The organism is Grimontia hollisae CIP 101886 (assembly GCF_000176515.1).
Lineage (GTDB): Bacteria > Pseudomonadota > Gammaproteobacteria > Enterobacterales > Vibrionaceae > Enterovibrio > Enterovibrio hollisae.
The window spans coordinates 1-16,589 of sequence record NZ_ADAQ01000003.1 but is presented as its reverse complement, the minus strand read 5'-3'; the positions used below and the strand labels follow the sequence as shown (position 1 = coordinate 16,589).

The following is a 16,589-nucleotide window of genomic DNA, read 5'->3' as shown; positions in this document are numbered from 1 at the left end:
GTAACGGAGGAGCACGAAGGTGGGCTAATCACGGTCGGACATCGTGAGGTTAGTGCAATGGCAAAAGCCCGCTTGACTGCGAGAATGACGGTTCGAGCAGGTGCGAAAGCAGGTCATAGTGATCCGGTGGTTCTGAATGGAAGGGCCATCGCTCAACGGATAAAAGGTACTCCGGGGATAACAGGCTGATACCGCCCAAGAGTTCATATCGACGGCGGTGTTTGGCACCTCGATGTCGGCTCATCACATCCTGGGGCTGAAGTCGGTCCCAAGGGTATGGCTGTTCGCCATTTAAAGTGGTACGCGAGCTGGGTTTAGAACGTCGTGAGACAGTTCGGTCCCTATCTGCCGTGGGCGTTGGAGAATTGAGAGGGGCTGCTCCTAGTACGAGAGGACCGGAGTGGACGAACCTCTGGTGTTCGGGTTGTCACGCCAGTGGCATTGCCCGGTAGCTAAGTTCGGAATTGATAACCGCTGAAAGCATCTAAGCGGGAAGCGAGCCTCGAGATGAGTTCTCCCTAAGGCTAAAAGCCTTCTAAAGGGTTGTTGGAGACGACGACGTAGATAGGTCAGGTGTGTAAGTGCTGTGAGGCATTGAGCTAACTGATACTAATTGCCCGTGAGGCTTAACCCTACAACACCCAAGGGGTTTTGACGGACTCAAGTAAGAACACAAAGAGTGTGTAAAGAGAGAGAGCGGTTGCTAGGATCTAGTAAGAGCAACCGCGGTCAGTTTTCCAAGATTTTAATGGGCGTTCCCAGGGTCTAGTCACCCAGGACCGAGAACCCCGATACAGAATTTGCTTGGCGACCATAGCGCTTTGGACCCACCTGACTCCATGCCGAACTCAGAAGTGAAACAGAGCAGCGCCGATGGTAGTGTGGGGTCTCCCCATGTGAGAGTAGGACATCGCCAGGCGTCCAATTTTCTTTCACTTTTTAAGAAAGTGAAGACAAAAAGTACGACGAGAAGGCCAGCCACCAGGAAGGCCTGCCTGCGTGACGTTATGGTTCGGCGACAGAGCAGGACAGAGAATCAATCAGAGCCTGGATTGAAGAACGTAATGAAGTGAAGTATTAGAGTTAGGCCCGCTTATTGGTTTGCACCAACTGGAATTTAGTCACTAATAAATAAAAGATCCGGCCATCGGATCTTTTATTTTTAAATGTTTAGTGCCTAAACGCTTAACGGACAATAATGCCGAGTAAAATACCTACTACACCAAAATCGGCGTCGCTGAACGTTGTATTGGCAAAGCCGAGATCGCCGAGAACTGGCATCAACATGACAGGTAAGAAAGTAATCATTAGACCCTGGGCGAATGATCCCCAGATAGCCCCCCGACTTCCTCCTAACGCATTCCCGAATACACCAGCTGCGGCCCCAACGAAGAAGTGGGGAACCACACCAGGGATGATCACGGTTAATCCCATTACATAAAGGAGTGCCATGCCGAGTAATCCGGCAGTAAAGCTGGAAAGAAAGCCTACTAATACCGCATTCGGTGCGTAAGGGAATACAACAGGGCAATCCAATGCGGGCTTTGCGTTTGGCACCAACTTATCCGAAATGCCTTTAAATGCCGGTACGATTTCAGCAATGATCATGCGTACACCTTGAAGAATGATATACACACCAGCCGCAAAGACGATAGATTGCATCAGGGAAAACATAAACCAGTGCTTACCACCGCTGACTTCCCGGACATAATCTCCCCCTGCGAAAAGGCAGGTCACCATAAAGATAATCGACATAGTGAATGAGATAGCAACAGGTGTATCTCTCAGAAAGAGTAAGCTCTTAGGGACATTCATGTCTTCGGTTGTTCTGGTTTTATCACCAAGCTTGCTGCCAATAAAGCCTGCCATTACGTAAGAAAGTGTTGAAAAATGGCCGATGGCAACATCGTCTGAACCCGTTACCTGCTTCATGTAAGGGTGTGCAATAGCCGGGAAAAATACCATTAGAACGCCGACTACCAACGCGCCGAAAGCAACGAGGGAGACACCAGACATTCCTGATGAAGACAGAATGGCGGCAACCATCATCGACATAAACAGCGTGTGGTGGCCAGTCAGGAAGATGAATTTCCAAGGTGTGAATCTGGCAATTAAGATATTGATAACCATGGCAAAAAACATGATCATCGCCATTTCTTTCCCGAATGTTTCCTGTGCAATCGAGACAATCGCTTCGTTATTTGGGACGACGCCCGCAATACCAAAAGCGTGCTGGAATATGGTTGCGAAGTCACCGAGGGAGCTGACTACCAAGCCAGCCCCCGCCCCCAGAATGACAAAGCCCATGATGGTTTTGACGGTGCCTTTAATACAGTCGGTGAAAGGTTTCTTCTGGGCAACCAACCCTACAAGAGCAATTAGGCCAACAAGAACAGCGGGTTCTGCCAGCACGTCATTCATTAAAAAACTGAAGAATTCCATAGTCGGTTCCTTTTACAAAACACCCATATCCTTAAGGGCTGAAGAAAGGCGTTCCTTCATCATGTTTTTGTCAACCATGTTGTCGAGCGCGACGATAGGTTGGCCAACATCCAGTGCCTTTAGTTGTTCTGCGATATCATTTGTTGCCACAAATAAATCACACTCCGTGCCTTTTGCTGATCCCAAGTCAGTGTGATCAATGTCTGCCTGAACGTTTAGTTCATTGACAATACCTTTCAGGCTCATTTCCATCATCAGGCTGGTACCTAAGCCATGGCCGCAAACCACCATAATTTTCATTGTTGCTACCTCTTGTTTTATTGTTTGATGTTATTGATATTTATCGATAATCGCCGAAATTTCCGCGCTATCCTGTGCATTGCAAATAGCACTGACATCTTCATCATTCATAAAGAGTTCTGCGAGATTCGCGATAGCATCTACATGACTATTGCTATCCGTGGCTGCGAGTGTGATCAGTAAGTAAACCGGATCGTTGTCGTCAGCATTGAAATTCACACCCTCCTTAAGCACGGTCAGGCTCATCGACAGTCTGTTTACACCGTCTTCCGGCCGTGCATGTGGCATGGCGATACGCGGACCAACCACATAATAAGGGCCGAGATCAGCATGACTTTTATATATCGCATCTACGTAACTTGCTTCGATGCTGCCGTTATCCAGTAGCGGCTGACATGCCAATGCAACCGCGTGCTTCCAGTCTTTTGCCGATGAATGGATATTGATGACGTCAGGAGTCAGTAGGGTATTCAGCATTGTTATGTTTCTCCGTCAGTGCCCTGTGTGATGCTAATTTATACGGATGTTAAATTTTTTAATGGGATATTAATCACAATGGTAGCGTTACCATTCAGTGCTATCATGAAGTGTGATAGCGCTATCATTCGTGAGAGGACATGAGTCTAGGCGGGGTGTTGCATATGGATTCGCCAAAACAGAAGACGATTTTCATCAGGTGTAAAGGTATAATGAGGCGCTCATCAGTGATGAAATATGGACTTGCTTTAGCGGATACTGAATGGAAAAGTACGAGGAAAATCAAAGCCTAAATAGAACGCCGAGGAAACGGCGCAGCACCGGTCGGGCGACTATCACTGATGTGGCGAAACTTGCCGGTGTGGGCACGATGACTGTTTCCCGTGCACTTCGTACGCCGGATCAGGTCTCCGAAAAGCTACGTATCCGCATTAACGAGGCGGTTAACGAATTAGGTTATATTCCCAACAAGGCCGCAGGCTCCCTTGCTTCAGTAAAAAGCAACTCAATTGCAGTTATCCTTCCTTCTTTTACCGAAAAAGCCTGTAGTGAATTCTTGATCGCCTTTCAGGATGTTGTCCGTACCGCGGAATACCAAGTATTTACTGGCTATAACAATTTTGACGTGGAGCGTGAGGCGGAGCTGCTAACAGCAATGCTGGAAAACAATCCAGCTGCTGTGGTGCTATTCGGTAGTGAGCGTCTCGAACATTCACGTAAGCAGCTTGAAGCCGCCAAAATCCCGGTTATTGAAGTCAATGAACGAATCCCGGATGCGGTTGATTTGAATATTGGCGTCAGTCACTACGATGCCGCGAAAGCAATGACGTTACATTTGGTTGGCAAGGGCTATAAAAATATTGGCTTTGTTGGTGCGCGGGCGGAGCAGTCAGTGCTGCAGCAACAGCTGTCTGGTTGGCAGGCAGGCATGATAGAGTCTTACCTAACCCCTGATCATTTCATCACCACGCATGAAAACCCATCGATGCAATTGGGAAGAGATGCAATGAACCGCTTGAGATTGAGGCAGCCCGAGCTTGATGCGCTGGTCTGCAGCCATGAAAGTATTGCGCTTGGTGTATTGTTTGAATGTCATAAACAGGTGGTGAGAGTGCCACATGCACTGGCAGTGAGCTGTCTGGATGGAAGCGAGTCTTGTGAAGAGTGTTACCCGTCATTGACATCTATTAACGTGGATTACACCGAGATGGGCAAGAAAGCGGCTCATTTGTTGTTAGCTAGATTAAATGGCCAGACACTCGACGATGATCTCGAAACGCTTACTTTCACCCTCATCGCCAGAAACAGCAGCTAATCAGCTTTTCACCATTGCCTGCAACTGACTGCCAAGCAAGCAGTTTTTAGTCAGTGAATACTTACTCAAGATGAAGGTCGAGTGGCGTTTTGCTATCGCGCCCGCCAATTTCCCGGGTAAGGCGGGGAACCAGATAGCCGGAAACTTCTTTAATCAGCCCGGACATCAGGTTTCTTGCGGTTTCATCATCCACCAGAAAGTGCGCCGCACCTTTCACCTTGTCCAGTACATGCAGGTAATACGGCAAGATTCCGGCATCAAACAGACGGTTGCTCAGGTTTTTGAGCGCTTCGACAGAATCATTCACACCGCGAAGCAGCACACCTTGGTTCAAGAGGGTGACACCGGCATGCTTAAGAGTTGCCATAACCGCCCGCAATTCGTCATCAATTTCGTTGGCGTGGTTGATATGGGTAACCAGTACGATATTCAATCTCGACGTTGCGAGCATATTTGCCAGTGTTACCGTCACCCGTGATGGGATCACAACAGGTAAGCGGGTGTGGATACGAAGGCGTTTGATGTGTGGCACGGATTCAATCGCTTCAATCAGCCACTGCAATTCGTGGTCTTTTGCCATCAGGGGATCGCCCCCGGATAAGATAACCTCATCCACTTCAGGATGTTGTTGCAAGTAAGCGATCGCTTCGCGCCAGGTGCTTTTTCCGCCTTTGTTGTCCTGGTATGGGAAGTGGCGGCGGAAACAATACCTGCAGTTGATCGCGCAGCCGCCTTTAACAATCATCAATACCCGGTTTTTGTATTTGTGCAGCAGGCCGGGAACGTCATTTCCCTGCTCTTCAAGGGGATCAGTGGAGAAGCCGGGGACCTCATCAAACTCTTCTATCACTGGCAGCACCTGACGTAACAGCGGATCGTCCGGGTTGCCCTTTTCCATACGGTTGATAAAGCTCTGTGGCACGCGCTGTACGAACAGGTTGCGTGCAGAAAAGCCGGACGTCCACGAGGAAGGCTCGATATCAAGCTGTTGCAGCAGAATTTGAGGATCTGAGACAGCATTTGCCAGTTCTTTAAGCCAGTTTTGCTCAACAGACGGCGCTTTTCGGGTTATTATGTCCGGCATTTATGACAACTTCGAAGATGTTAAGAGGATAGACATGGCGTCTTTTAGCACCAATGAATTCCGCGGCGGAATGAAAATTATGCTCGATAACGAGCCTTGTGTCATTATCGAAAACGAGTTCGTGAAGCCTGGTAAAGGCCAGGCGTTCAACCGCGTGAAAATCCGTAAACTGCTTTCAGGCAAAGTGCTGGAGAAGACTTTCAAATCCGGTGACACTGTTGAAGCTGCTGACGTAATCGATATGGAGCTGGACTACCTGTACACCGACGGTGAATTCTGGCATTTCATGAACGCAGAAACCTTTGAGCAGATCGCAGCAGACGAGAAAGCGGTTGCTGACAACATCAAATGGCTGAAAGAGAACGATCGCTGCACCCTGACTCTGTGGAACGGCAACCCAATTGCGGTAACACCACCAAACTTTGTTGAGCTGGAAGTGACTGAAACTGATCCTGGCCTGAAAGGAGATACCCAAGGTACTGGCGGTAAACCTGCAACACTGAGCACGGGCGCTGTTGTGCGTGTGCCTCTGTTCATCCAAATCGGTGAAGTGATCAAAGTAGACACCCGCTCAGGTGAATACGTAAGCCGCGTGAAGTAATTCGATACTTCTCACGAGTAGAGCGCCCTTCGGGGCGCTTTTGCGTTTATGCCGCAACAGAAACTAAAAAAGCACCCGAAGGTGCTTTTTTTGAACGCTTGCCGTGATTAGATCATGACAATGAAAATCACAGACAGGGCAGTCACCAGAAAGGCTGTCGCATAACACGCCACTTTGCCTGCGGTGCCAGTGTGGAATTTCAGGTCATGCATACCGTGGTGAAGACGGTGCATAGCATGCCACATTGGCAGGGAAAGGGTACCGATAGTGAACAGTGCACCGATAAAGCTGGTAACAAAACCGGTTACGCGCTCATAGCTCAGCGCTTCTGCATCCAGCATACCCAACGGTGCCATGATCCCCAGGACCAGAATGGTTACCGGAGTGATCATTGCAAACCATGAGCCACCTGCACCAAACAGACCCCACCATACCGGTTCGTCAGAACGTTTTGGATTCAAATCGACCACGTTAAATCTCCTCAGATGTCGGGGTTAAACCAAAAACATAACCACAGCAGAAATCACTGCGACAGCAGCCCACTGCGCCAAGACAACGACTTTCTTGTCCAGCAACTTGCCACCGATGCGAATTGGCATCACCTGCGGCATCATGCTGAAGAAAGTTTGTGCGTGGAACAAGCTGCCTGCCAGTGCAACGATGTTGATTGCGATAGCGACAGGGTTTGCCATGAATGACAGCCAGCTATTCCAGGCGGCTTCGCCTAACACCAAGCTACCTAAACCGAAAGTCAGGCACAGGGTGAAAAAGATCAGTGGCAACACTGTCGCTTCACGCAGCATATACATGCGGTAGAAAGGATGATCTTTCCACCAGGTACGTTTCATTTCGCGAACGTAAGGTTTACGGTTAGACATCCTTAAGCCTCCACTTTCTTAGAGCCATCTGGCTTCAGCATTGCGATCACGAAGTCCTGGGACGATGCAATCTTGCCCTGGTTAACGGCTGCAGCCGGATCAACATTCTTCGGACACACTTCAGAACAGTAACCCACGAAGGTACAACCCCATGCGCCGTTTTCACCGTTGATAAGCTTCATACGCTCTTCAGCGCCGTTGTCACGGCTGTCGAGGTTATAACGGTGTGCCAGCGTCAGTGCTGCCGGGCCAATAAATTCAGGGTTCAGGCCAAACTGTGGACATGCGGCATAGCAAAGGCCACAGTTGATGCAACCAGCGAATTGCTTATAGCGTGCCAGCTGTTCCGGCGTTTGGTTGTTCGGGCCATCTTCCGGTGTACGGTCATTGCCGATGATATAAGGCTTGATGGCTTCCAGACGCTCGATAAATGGCGTCATGTCGACAATCAGGTCTTTCTCTATTGGGAAGTTCGCCAGTGGCTCAATGGTGACGCCGTCCGGGTAATCACGCAGGAAGGCTTTACAGGCCAGCTTTGGCACTTTATTCACCATGATGCCGCACGAACCACAGATCGCCATGCGACAAGACCAGCGGTAAGAGAGATCCTTGTCCAGATGATCTTTGATGTAACCTAACGCATCAAGGACAGACATGGTTTCATCAAACGGCACGTCAAACGTTTGTAGACGTGGCTCGTCATCTTTCGATGGGTCGTAGCGAAGAATGCTGACTTTCTGAATGCGGTTTGCTGACATTATGCCTGCTCCTTCTGTGCTTTCTTAGCCGCTGCCTCTGCTTCTTCTGCAGCAGCACCGTAAAGACGTGCTTTAGGCTGAGACTTGGTAATTGTCACATCACTGTACTTGATGGTCGGTGCACCTTCAGGGTTATAAAACGCCAGTGAGTGTTTCAGGAAGTTCACGTCATCACGCTCGGTGCAGCCTTCATCCAGACGTTGGTGGGCCCCGCGTGATTCGCGACGCAGGATTGCTGAGTGTGCCATGGCTTCTGCAACATCCAGACCCGAACCCACTTCAATGGCGTACAGCAGGTCAGTGTTAAAGACCTTACCTTTGTCTTTAATGCTGATGCGCTTGTAACGCTCTTTCAGCTCAGCCAGTTTGTCGATGGTGGTTTGCATCAAATCTTCACGGCGGTAGATACCACAGCCCGCTTCCATGGTGTGACCCATTTCGGTACGGATATCTGACCAGTTTTCATCGCCTTCCTGCGACATCAGGGTAGCAATACGGTTTTCAACCGCTTTGACCTGACGGTCGATTTCCGCATCGTTCCAGCCCGTGAATTCTGCTGCACGTTCAGCCGCACCTTCACCCGCTACGCGGCCGAAGACCACCAGCTCTGCCAGAGAGTTAGAACCTAGACGGTTTGCACCATGCAGGCCGACAGAAGAACATTCACCGACTGCAAACAGACCTTTGATGCTGGTTTCAGTGCGTGCATTCGTTTCAATACCACCCATGGTGTAGTGCACAGTTGGACGGATTGGGATCGGCTCTTTGGCTGGGTCTACGTTTACGTAGGCTTTTGCCAGCTCGCAGATAAATGGCAGGCGCTCTTTGAGGTATTCTTCACCCAGGTGGCGAAGGTCAAGGTGAACCACATCGCCCAGAGGGTGCTTGATGGTGTTGCCTTTTTGCTGCTCGTGCCAGAATGCCTGTGACACCTTGTCTCGTGGGCCCAGCTCCATGTATTTGTTCTTTGGTTTGCCAACAGGGGTTTCCGGACCCATGCCGTAATCTTGCAGGTAGCGGTAACCGTGCTTGTTAACAATGATACCGCCTTCTCCACGGCAACCTTCTGTCATCAGGATACCGGTGCCTGGCAGGCCGGTTGGGTGATACTGAACGAACTCCATGTCGCGCAGCGCCACACCGTGGCGGAATGCCATCGCCATGCCGTCGCCGGTCACGATACCGCCGTTGGTGTTGCAGTTATACACGCGGCCAGCACCACCGGTTGCCAGTACCACAGATTTCGCTTTAATGCAGACCAGTTCGCCTTCTGCCATATGAATGGCAATCAGGCCCTGGACCTGGTTATCGACAACCAGCAGGTCTACAACAAAGTACTCGTCGAGACGTTTGATTTGTGGGTATTTGATTGATGTCTGGAACAGGGTATGCAGCATGTGGAAGCCGGTTTTGTCTGCAGCAAACCAGGTACGTTCTACTTTCATACCCCCGAAGCGGCGTACATTGACATCACCGTTTTCCTTGCGGCTCCAAGGACAACCCCATTGTTCCAACTGGATCATTTCGCGGGTTGCGTTCTCAACAAAATATTCAACAACGTCCTGTTCACATAGCCAGTCACCACCGCCAACGGTATCGTTGAAGTGGTTATCGAGACTATCCTCATCCTTGATAACAGCGGCGGAGCCACCTTCTGCGGCCACCGTGTGGGAGCGCATTGGGTAGACTTTGGAAACCAGCGCGATTTCCAGTTTTGGGTTTGCTTCAGCAGCAGCAATTGCAGTGCGAAGACCTGCACCGCCCGCGCCAATAACAGCGATATCTGTGGTAATGGTTTTCACAGCTATCCTCCGGAGGATTGTTAAAAATTTAAAGATGCCAATTGCGCATCTGACTCAAAAACTGCCTCCATCTTAGTAAAGTTAAATCCCGTAAAATTTGACCTGAGAGGGTATTTGTTCCGAGTTTTTGCCTGGTGGTGTATCAGAACAGTAGATTTGTGATCTATGTCTTGAGGCGGTAAAGAATCACCTTGTTAATCAGAGGTTGCAACTCTACTTTCCTTGTTTCTAACACGTGAAGTTTGCCTAATTACAATGTGCTATAACCCACTATTTTAAATGGATTTTTCGTGAAAATGAGAATGATTAACAATAAGCTGTTTTGCGGTTTTATTGCGTTAATTTAAATGATTGGGGTAATGGGATAAAAAGACATGTCTCTTATCCGGTAGAGGCTGGGTTTCTATCACTCGATCCCAAGGTTAAAATATTGCCAATCCACCCAACACTTGAGTAACCACAATGAACCTTGAATGGCGCCCCACCGCTGAGATTGAAACCCTGAAAGCCCGGGCCCGGCTGGTGAATGATATTCGCTGTTTTTTTGCCGAACGGGATGTTTGGGAAGTGGATACACCAGCAATGAGCCAGGCAACGGTGACGGATGTGCATCTGCACACGTTTAAAACCGATTTTGTCGGCCCAGGCTTTGCCAAAGGGATCCCCTTGTACATGATGACCAGTCCTGAGTTTCACATGAAACGCCTGTTAGCGGCAGGCAGCGGTGCCATCTACCAAATCAACAAAGCCTTCCGTAATGAGGAGGCAGGGCGCAACCATAATCCGGAATTCACCATGCTGGAATGGTACCGTCCGGGTTTTGATCACCATGCACTGATGGATGAAATGGATGCGTTATTGCAACGTGTTCTCGGTGTTAAAAACGCAGAGCGAATGACCTATCAGGAAGCTTTTATCAAGGTGTTAGGCGTTTGTCCGCTCGAAGGCTCGATGGATGAACTAAAAGCGGCCGCTGCACTGCTCGGTCTGTCTGATATTGCTGATCAGGAAGAGGATCGCGATACCCTGTTGCAACTGTTGTTCAGTGTTGGGGTAGAAGCACAGATTGGCCAAACCGTTCCAGCCTTTATTTATAACTTCCCGGCGTCACAGGCAGCGTTGGCAAGAGTGTGCGAAAACGACAACCGCGTCGCAGCGCGCTTTGAGGTGTATTTTAAAGGGATTGAACTCGCAAATGGCTTTTATGAGCTTGATGATGCGAACGAGCAGCTGGCGCGCTTTGAGGAAGATAACCGCAAGCGCGAAAAAATGGGACTGCAACCCCAACCGATAGACCATCACCTGATTGACGCCCTGCGCCATGGGCTGCCGGAGTGTGCCGGTGTCGCGCTGGGGGTCGATCGCCTGATCATGCTGGCGCTGGATAAAGCGCACATTGATGATGTGATTGCTTTCCCGGTAGGACGCGCATAATCCAGTTGAAACAAAAATGCCGCTTCTCCTGAGCGGCATTTTTTTACGGTGGAATGCGTCAGCTGTTGGTCACGATAAGGCCTGCGCCAATCACAGCCAGCGCAGCACCCAGCCAGGCACTGGGGGCGGGGCGCACTTTGGTAAACAGCCAAATCAAAGGCAGGATCATCACCGGCGTTGTCGATGACAGCAAGGCTACCATACCCACGTCACCCCATTGCAATGCGTACATAATCAGGGTCATGCCGACGGCCATTGCCAGAAAGCCATTTACCACCACCATACCGAAAATACGCCAGTTAATCGGGTTAACCGGCTTTGCTGCTCGCACCTGCAGGAAAATCAGGGCGCCATGGGCAAGAAATGCCGTAATCATCCGGATTGCTGATGCTGCGATAGGGTCAACGCCCAGGGTCAGCACGGGTTTGGCAATCACCCCACCCAGTGACTGACAAAGTGCGGCGGTCAAACCCAGTCCTACAGCTACCCAGATATTGCCTTTAGTCTCTTCCCATTGGTGCGCGTTGCCGCTTTGGCGAAAAAACACTGCGATCATCACACCGGAAAACACCAGTATCGCCCCCAGAAGACGGAGGCCTTCCAGCGTTTCGCCAAACAGCCAGATACCCAGCAGCGCAGAAAAGCCGGCATGACAGGAATAGAGCAGGCCAGAGCGGCGTGGGCCAATTCGGTTCATGCAGCCAAACAGGGCAGTATCGCCGATAAAAATGCCGATAAGGCCGGAAAGTGCCATCGGCCAGAGAACATCTGATGAGATGGTGGCCCAGCCACCGGTGAACAGTGCCAGTGATGTCAGCATCACGGACACGCAGGCCATCCGCCAGCGGCTATAGGCAAAACTGCCCAGATGGCGCGCAGGCGTGACAGAAATCAGGCTGGAAATACCCCACAGGAAGGCAGCGCCAAGTGCGAGCCATTCGTAACCCAAAATGACACCTTTTGTTGAAAAAACGGAATGGACCGCGAGTGTATCTGTTCAACGATGACGGGGAAAGCGCCGAATGCACTTTCCCCATTAATATGCGCTGGCAACAAGTCCCTTCAGGCCGGTGCCTCTCGATCAGTTCAGGATAACAAGGGCACCATAGACAATCGCAAGGCCGACTAAACCGACAATAATACCGGCTTTGGCCATGTCTTTACTTTCAATCAGGCCGGTGGAGTAGGCCAGACTGTTTGGTGGGGTAGAGACGGGCAGGATCATACCCAGTGACGCTGAGAACGCCACAACGACCAGAAGTCCCTGGATACCGCCTACAGCGGCAAGGCTTTCCATCGACATAGCCACGGCGGCAGCAATGGGCATTAACAGGTTGGCGGTGGCTGTGTTGGACATAAAATTCGCCATCAGCCAGCAAATCACAGACAGAGTCAGCACGACTGAAAGTGGGGTGAGGGCGTCGTAATCGACCGCATGGGCCAGCGCCGCTGCAAGGCCGGTTTTGTCCAATGCCAGACCGATAGCTATCCCCCCTGCGACCAGCCAGAGTACGTCCCAGTTAATCTGCTTGATCTCTTCTTTACCCATGATACCTGTCAGGGTGAACACAGCCAGCGGAAGAATAGCGACCACGTAGGTGTTCATGCCATGCAGGCTGGTGGTCATCCAGAGCAGGATAGTGGCAGCAAATGTGACGTAAACAGTATAGGCTTGCCAGCTTTTCTGGAAATGGCCATTGAGTTTCAGCTTCATTTCCTGTTGCTGGGTTGGGAAAAGCCGTTGCAGTAACCACCAGGCGAAAGTGAGCTGCACCATCACAAACGGAAGGCCCATGGTCATCCATCCCAGAAAGCTGATAGCGTTTTCACCGGTGAGGTATTGCAGGGCAATGGCGTTGGGTGGGGTACCAATCGGGGTGGCAATACCACCGGTATTGGCTGCGATAGGGATACACAGCACCAGCGCCTTAATACCATTGTCTCCCTTTGGCACAGAGGCCACGATAGGGGCCAGCAGCGCCAGCATCATGACAGTTGTTGCGGTGTTGGACATAAACATGGAGAACACCGCCGTGATCAGCATCAGCCCCAGCATGATAAAGCGCGGTTGGGTGCCAAAAGGTTTGAGCAGAACCCGGGCAAGGTTGTTATCGAGTTCATACTTGGAGGCGGCGATGGCCAGCGCGAAGCCGCCCATAAACAGGATAATGATTGGCGATGAGAACGCACTGAATATGTCGGTGTATTTGATAAGCTCCCCAAAATGATGCTCTGTCGCGGCGTCACGAAATAGCGAGAGGCCTTTATCGGAGATCATGATGAGTTCAAGGGCAATGATCAGGATTGAGGTGGCAAAAACCGGGACAGGCTCAAGTACCCAAAGCAGGGCAGCCAGCAGGAAGATGGTAAGCAGTCGATGCTGGATCACCGTAAGATCATCCAGCGGGATCCAGTCAATGGGCATCATCAACACACCCAAAGGCACGCCAAGCGCCACAATAAACTTGATGATAACGGCCCGGGAAAGGTTTGGCATACAGCAGAGTTCCACTTTCAGAAAATATAAAACAGAAAAGAGTAGCCAATCATTTATTTGATAATTCATTATCTTGGCTACTCAGTACGGCCTACAGCATACGGTCTTGAAAAGAAAATACTCTGTGCTTGTCTAAATTTCGGAGACAAAAAAAGGGCATTGCAGCCCTTTTTGCTACAGGTCACAGTTTGTTTATTCTGTGTCCTGTGTCTCATTGGATTCTGTTTCGGCTGGGGTTGGTGCGCCATTCTGGCGGGCATACACATCCCCCATACGGGTCGGTTTGCCGGGTATAATGGCCTCATCAAACGTGATTGCGCCTTTCGGGAACAGGTTAATTACAGTAGACCCCAGCTTGAAGCGACCCATTTCTTGGCCTTTTTTCAGACGGATAGCCTGCTCACCTTCTGTCGGGTAATCCCAGCGGCGGATACTTTGACCGGTAGGTGGCGTAACCGTGCCGGACCAAACGGTTTCAATGCTGCCGACGATAGTTGCGCCTACCAGAATGTGTGCCATGGGGCCGAAAGCGGTCTCGAAAATACACACCACACGTTCATTACGCGCGAACAGGTTTGGCACGTTTTCAGCAGTCAGTGGATTTACCGAAAACAGATCGCCAGGCACATAAATCATCTGGCGCAGTGTACCGTCGCACGGCATGTGAACGCGGTGATAATCACGTGGTGACAGATAAAGGGTGGCAAAATCACCACCGGCAAATTCCTCAGCCAGTTTGGCATCGCCGCCGAGCAGCTCACAGGCATCAAAAGTATGCCCTTTGGCCTGGATCAGACGGCCTTTTTCAATGGGGCCTGCCTGGCTGACGCAGGCATCGGCCGGATGGGTGATCACGTTCGCGTCATCATTGACAGGACGTGCACCTTCTTTCAACTCACGAACAAAGAAGTCGTTAAAGGTTGGATAGCTTTTCGGATCCGGATTTTTGGCTTCGCCCATTTCCACCTTGTACTGGCGGATAAACCACTTGATAACAGCCGTGGTCAGAAAGCCGGCTTTCGCCGCGGCCAGTTTGCCAACAAGACGGGTTAGCAGGTGTTTTGGCATGCAATATTGCAAGCCAATTTTTAAATCGTTAGACACGGTTATTTTCCTAACTCGTATGCGCCCGAAAGCGGGCCTGGAATTTAAAAAAGCGGCTCAGTTTACAAAATTAACAGGCCGCTAACCAGTTAGTGCTCAGTGAGAGTCGTTGTCAGTTCTCTTTATTGCGGGAGAACTGACGGTTAGCTTTCACTTCAGACATGCTGTCGATAATTTTGTGGTAACTCTCGAAACGCTCAATGCTGATCTTGCCCTCTTCCAACGCTTCGCGTAGCAGACAGCCCGGATCGTCTTTGTGCTTACAGTCGCGGAACTTGCAACCACCAAGGTAGTCACGGAATTCCTTAAAGCCTTGGGTGACCTGTTCAGGTTCTAGGTGCCACAAACCGAACTCACGTACGCCCGGGCTGTCGATCAAATCGCCCCCCCCCGGGAAATGGTACAAGCGTGCCGTCGTCGTCGTGTGCTGGCCAAGACCTGAGTTTTCAGAGACCTCACCGGTATCTGCATTGACTTCAGGAAGCAGCGCATTCACCAGACTGGACTTACCGACACCTGACTGGCCAACAAAAATGCTGGTGCTGCCAGCAAGGTATGCCTTGAGATCATCAATCCCTTCACCGGTCTTCTGGCTCACCATTAAGACGTCATAGCCAATGTCGGTATACAGGGTGAGGATATTCTTAATCCTTTCAAGGCCCTCTTTATCCAACAAATCAATCTTATTGATGACGATAAGCGGTTTAAAGCCAACCTGTTCGGTCGCGATCAGGTAACGGTCTATAATGTTTGTAGACAATTCGGGTAATATCGCGGAAACGATCACCACCTGATCCACATTGGCCGCGACCGGTTTGACGCCGTCGTAATAGTCTGGACGGGTAAGCACAGAGTGGCGTTCATGCACAGCTTCAACAACGCCTGCAATGCCTTGCAGTGACTCTACGCCAGGACGCCAGACGACGTTGTCTCCGGTCACCAAGCTTTCGATAGAGCGGCGAAGGTTGCAACGGTGAATGACACCGGTTTGGCTGTCTTCGATATCAGCATGCTGGCCAAATCGGGTGATCACAACCCCTTCACGGGCGGCTTCAAGCAGGGAGTCATCCCAGTGGACGTCTTGCTGTTGGCGATTGATTCGTTTTTTCTGGTTTGTCCGTACTCGGCGCAACTGGCCTTTTGTGAGCTTTTTCTTTTTTGCCACGAGAATGTCGCTAGTTTAGTTGGCTTTCATGTCAGGCTAAGTATGATACATGGTTTACTTGTAAAATAGGCAATTTGGATGTCTTTCAGCGATAAGAATTTAATCTGGATTGATCTTGAAATGACAGGGTTAGACCCGGAAGTGCATAAAGTCATTGAGATCGCGACCATAGTGACAGATGCTGAACTGAAGGTGTTGGCTGAAGGGCCTGTCCTGGCCATTCACCAGTCAGACGAAGAACTGGCGAAAATGGATGAGTGGTGCACGAAGACCCACACCCGCAGCGGGCTGGTGGAGCGTGTGAAAGAAAGTACCATTAACGAAGCGCAAGCGGTCAAAGAGACGATCGCATTTTTGCAAGAGTGGGTACCTGCGGGTGTATCACCGATCTGCGGCAACAGTGTCGGGCAGGATCGTCGATTCCTGTACAAACATATGCCTGATCTGGAGCGTTTTTTCCATTACCGCACGGTGGATGTCAGCACGATCAAAGAGTTGGTTCGCCGTTGGCAGCCTGATGTTCTGTCAGGGTTCAAAAAACAAGGGGCGCATTTGGCGTTGGATGATATCCGGGAGTCAATTGAAGAACTGCGCTATTACCGGAGTAAGATCTTCACGATCTGACGGCAAAATAATCAATGCGAAGAAAAATCAAAAATTATGGATTTAGAGTCTTGCATCCCGGATTTTTCTTCGTATAATTCGCAGCCCTGACAGAGACAAATGTCTTTG

16 protein-coding genes and 2 rRNA genes are annotated in these 16,589 nt (G+C 50.3%); 6 read left to right on the top strand and 12 right to left on the bottom strand.

The annotated features are described in order from the left end of the window. Positions 1-634: ribosomal RNA gene (locus VHA_RS00120) — 23S ribosomal RNA — on the top strand; the annotation flags it as partial. A gap of 169 nt (positions 635-803) precedes the next feature. Next, positions 804-919: ribosomal RNA gene (rrf, locus tag VHA_RS00115) — 5S ribosomal RNA — on the top strand. Between the two features lie 266 nt (positions 920-1,185). Here the strand turns inward: rrf and ulaA are convergent. From ulaA to VHA_RS00100, 3 genes are read right to left on the bottom strand one after another with little or no spacing between them, the layout of a single operon-like run. Next, a complete protein-coding gene (ulaA, locus tag VHA_RS00110) occupies positions 1,186-2,442 on the bottom strand; it encodes a PTS ascorbate transporter subunit IIC (protein WP_005500615.1) in 1,257 nt (418 codons plus the stop codon). 12 nt (positions 2,443-2,454) lie between these two features. Next, positions 2,455-2,742 (bottom strand): PTS sugar transporter subunit IIB, encoded by a 288-nt coding sequence (locus VHA_RS00105; protein ID WP_005500613.1) that lies wholly within the window; start codon positions 2,740-2,742, stop codon positions 2,455-2,457. A gap of 30 nt (positions 2,743-2,772) precedes the next feature. Then, positions 2,773-3,219, bottom strand: a complete 447-nt coding sequence (locus VHA_RS00100; protein ID WP_005500611.1) for a PTS sugar transporter subunit IIA — start codon at positions 3,217-3,219, stop codon at positions 2,773-2,775. Positions 3,220-3,481: 262 nt separating this feature from the next. On the opposite strand from VHA_RS00100, the gene VHA_RS00095 reads away from it, so the two are divergent. Beyond that, positions 3,482-4,534, top strand: a complete 1,053-nt coding sequence (locus VHA_RS00095; RefSeq protein WP_050778512.1) for a LacI family DNA-binding transcriptional regulator — start codon at positions 3,482-3,484, stop codon at positions 4,532-4,534. Positions 4,535-4,595: 61 nt separating this feature from the next. Here the strand turns inward: VHA_RS00095 and epmB are convergent, their stop codons facing one another. Then, positions 4,596-5,618: an EF-P beta-lysylation protein EpmB gene (gene epmB / locus VHA_RS00090; protein ID WP_005500607.1), complete on the bottom strand. Its 1,023-nt coding sequence runs from the start codon at positions 5,616-5,618 to the stop codon at positions 4,596-4,598. Positions 5,619-5,652: 34 nt separating this feature from the next. Here epmB and efp point away from each other — a divergent pair, with 34 nt between their 5' ends. Then, positions 5,653-6,219, top strand: coding sequence for an elongation factor P (efp, locus tag VHA_RS00085; RefSeq protein ID WP_005500606.1), 567 nt, complete (start codon positions 5,653-5,655; stop codon positions 6,217-6,219). 107 nt (positions 6,220-6,326) lie between these two features. Here the strand turns inward: efp and frdD are convergent, their stop codons facing one another. Genes frdD through frdA form a run of 4 tightly spaced genes read right to left on the bottom strand, consistent with a single transcriptional unit; the run spans position 6,327 to position 9,657 of the window. Further along, positions 6,327-6,689, bottom strand: coding sequence for a fumarate reductase subunit FrdD (frdD, locus tag VHA_RS00080; RefSeq protein WP_005500604.1), 363 nt, complete (start codon positions 6,687-6,689; stop codon positions 6,327-6,329). A 24-nt stretch (positions 6,690-6,713) separates the two neighbouring features. Then, complete coding sequence (frdC, locus tag VHA_RS00075; protein ID WP_005500603.1) at positions 6,714-7,097, bottom strand: fumarate reductase subunit FrdC; 384 nt, start codon at positions 7,095-7,097, stop codon at positions 6,714-6,716. A 2-nt stretch (positions 7,098-7,099) separates the two neighbouring features. Then, the gene (locus tag VHA_RS00070; RefSeq protein WP_005500602.1) at positions 7,100-7,855 is read right to left on the bottom strand and encodes a succinate dehydrogenase/fumarate reductase iron-sulfur subunit; all 756 of its coding nucleotides are present in this window, start codon (positions 7,853-7,855) and stop codon (positions 7,100-7,102) included. Beyond that, positions 7,855-9,657, bottom strand: a complete 1,803-nt coding sequence (gene frdA, locus VHA_RS00065) for a fumarate reductase (quinol) flavoprotein subunit (protein ID WP_005500601.1) — start codon at positions 9,655-9,657, stop codon at positions 7,855-7,857. Before frdA ends, VHA_RS00070 begins: the two co-directional genes overlap by 1 nt. Positions 9,658-10,119: 462 nt before the next feature. Here frdA and epmA point away from each other — a divergent pair, with 462 nt between their 5' ends. Continuing rightward, positions 10,120-11,091: an elongation factor P--(R)-beta-lysine ligase gene (gene epmA, locus VHA_RS00060; RefSeq protein ID WP_005500600.1), complete on the top strand. Its 972-nt coding sequence runs from the start codon at positions 10,120-10,122 to the stop codon at positions 11,089-11,091. 58 nt (positions 11,092-11,149) lie between these two features. Here the strand turns inward: epmA and VHA_RS00055 are convergent, their stop codons facing one another. The 4 genes from VHA_RS00055 to rsgA form a co-directional block, all read right to left on the bottom strand. Next, a complete protein-coding gene (locus VHA_RS00055; protein ID WP_005500599.1) occupies positions 11,150-12,040 on the bottom strand; it encodes a DMT family transporter in 891 nt (296 codons plus the stop codon). Between the two features lie 132 nt (positions 12,041-12,172). Continuing rightward, complete coding sequence (locus VHA_RS00050) at positions 12,173-13,588, bottom strand: SLC13 family permease (RefSeq protein ID WP_005500598.1); 1,416 nt, start codon at positions 13,586-13,588, stop codon at positions 12,173-12,175. 192 nt (positions 13,589-13,780) lie between these two features. After that, a complete protein-coding gene (gene asd / locus VHA_RS00045) occupies positions 13,781-14,692 on the bottom strand; it encodes an archaetidylserine decarboxylase (RefSeq protein WP_005500596.1) in 912 nt (303 codons plus the stop codon). A 112-nt stretch (positions 14,693-14,804) separates the two neighbouring features. Beyond that, a complete protein-coding gene (rsgA, locus tag VHA_RS00040) occupies positions 14,805-15,857 on the bottom strand; it encodes a small ribosomal subunit biogenesis GTPase RsgA (RefSeq protein WP_005500592.1) in 1,053 nt (350 codons plus the stop codon). Positions 15,858-15,935: 78 nt separating this feature from the next. Here rsgA and orn point away from each other — a divergent pair, with 78 nt between their 5' ends. Then, on the top strand, positions 15,936-16,481 hold the full coding sequence (orn, locus tag VHA_RS00035) for an oligoribonuclease (RefSeq protein WP_005500590.1): 546 nt from the start codon (positions 15,936-15,938) through the stop codon (positions 16,479-16,481). Positions 16,482-16,589 lie beyond the last annotated feature (108 nt).

Coding starts and splice junctions, on each gene's coding strand:
- ulaA (WP_005500615.1), bottom strand. CDS start 2,442: ATGGAATTCTTCAGTTTTTTAATGAATGACGTGCTGGCAGAACCCGCT.
- VHA_RS00095 (WP_050778512.1), top strand. CDS start 3,482: ATGGAAAAGTACGAGGAAAATCAAAGCCTAAATAGAACGCCGAGGAAA.
- orn (WP_005500590.1), top strand. CDS start 15,936: ATGTCTTTCAGCGATAAGAATTTAATCTGGATTGATCTTGAAATGACA.
- VHA_RS00070 (WP_005500602.1), bottom strand. CDS start 7,855: ATGTCAGCAAACCGCATTCAGAAAGTCAGCATTCTTCGCTACGACCCA.
- VHA_RS00100 (WP_005500611.1), bottom strand. CDS start 3,219: ATGCTGAATACCCTACTGACTCCTGACGTCATCAATATCCATTCATCG.
- frdC (WP_005500603.1), bottom strand. CDS start 7,097: ATGTCTAACCGTAAACCTTACGTTCGCGAAATGAAACGTACCTGGTGG.
- epmB (WP_005500607.1), bottom strand. CDS start 5,618: ATGCCGGACATAATAACCCGAAAAGCGCCGTCTGTTGAGCAAAACTGG.
- VHA_RS00105 (WP_005500613.1), bottom strand. CDS start 2,742: ATGAAAATTATGGTGGTTTGCGGCCATGGCTTAGGTACCAGCCTGATG.
- epmA (WP_005500600.1), top strand. CDS start 10,120: ATGAACCTTGAATGGCGCCCCACCGCTGAGATTGAAACCCTGAAAGCC.
- efp (WP_005500606.1), top strand. CDS start 5,653: ATGGCGTCTTTTAGCACCAATGAATTCCGCGGCGGAATGAAAATTATG.
- VHA_RS00050 (WP_005500598.1), bottom strand. CDS start 13,588: ATGCCAAACCTTTCCCGGGCCGTTATCATCAAGTTTATTGTGGCGCTT.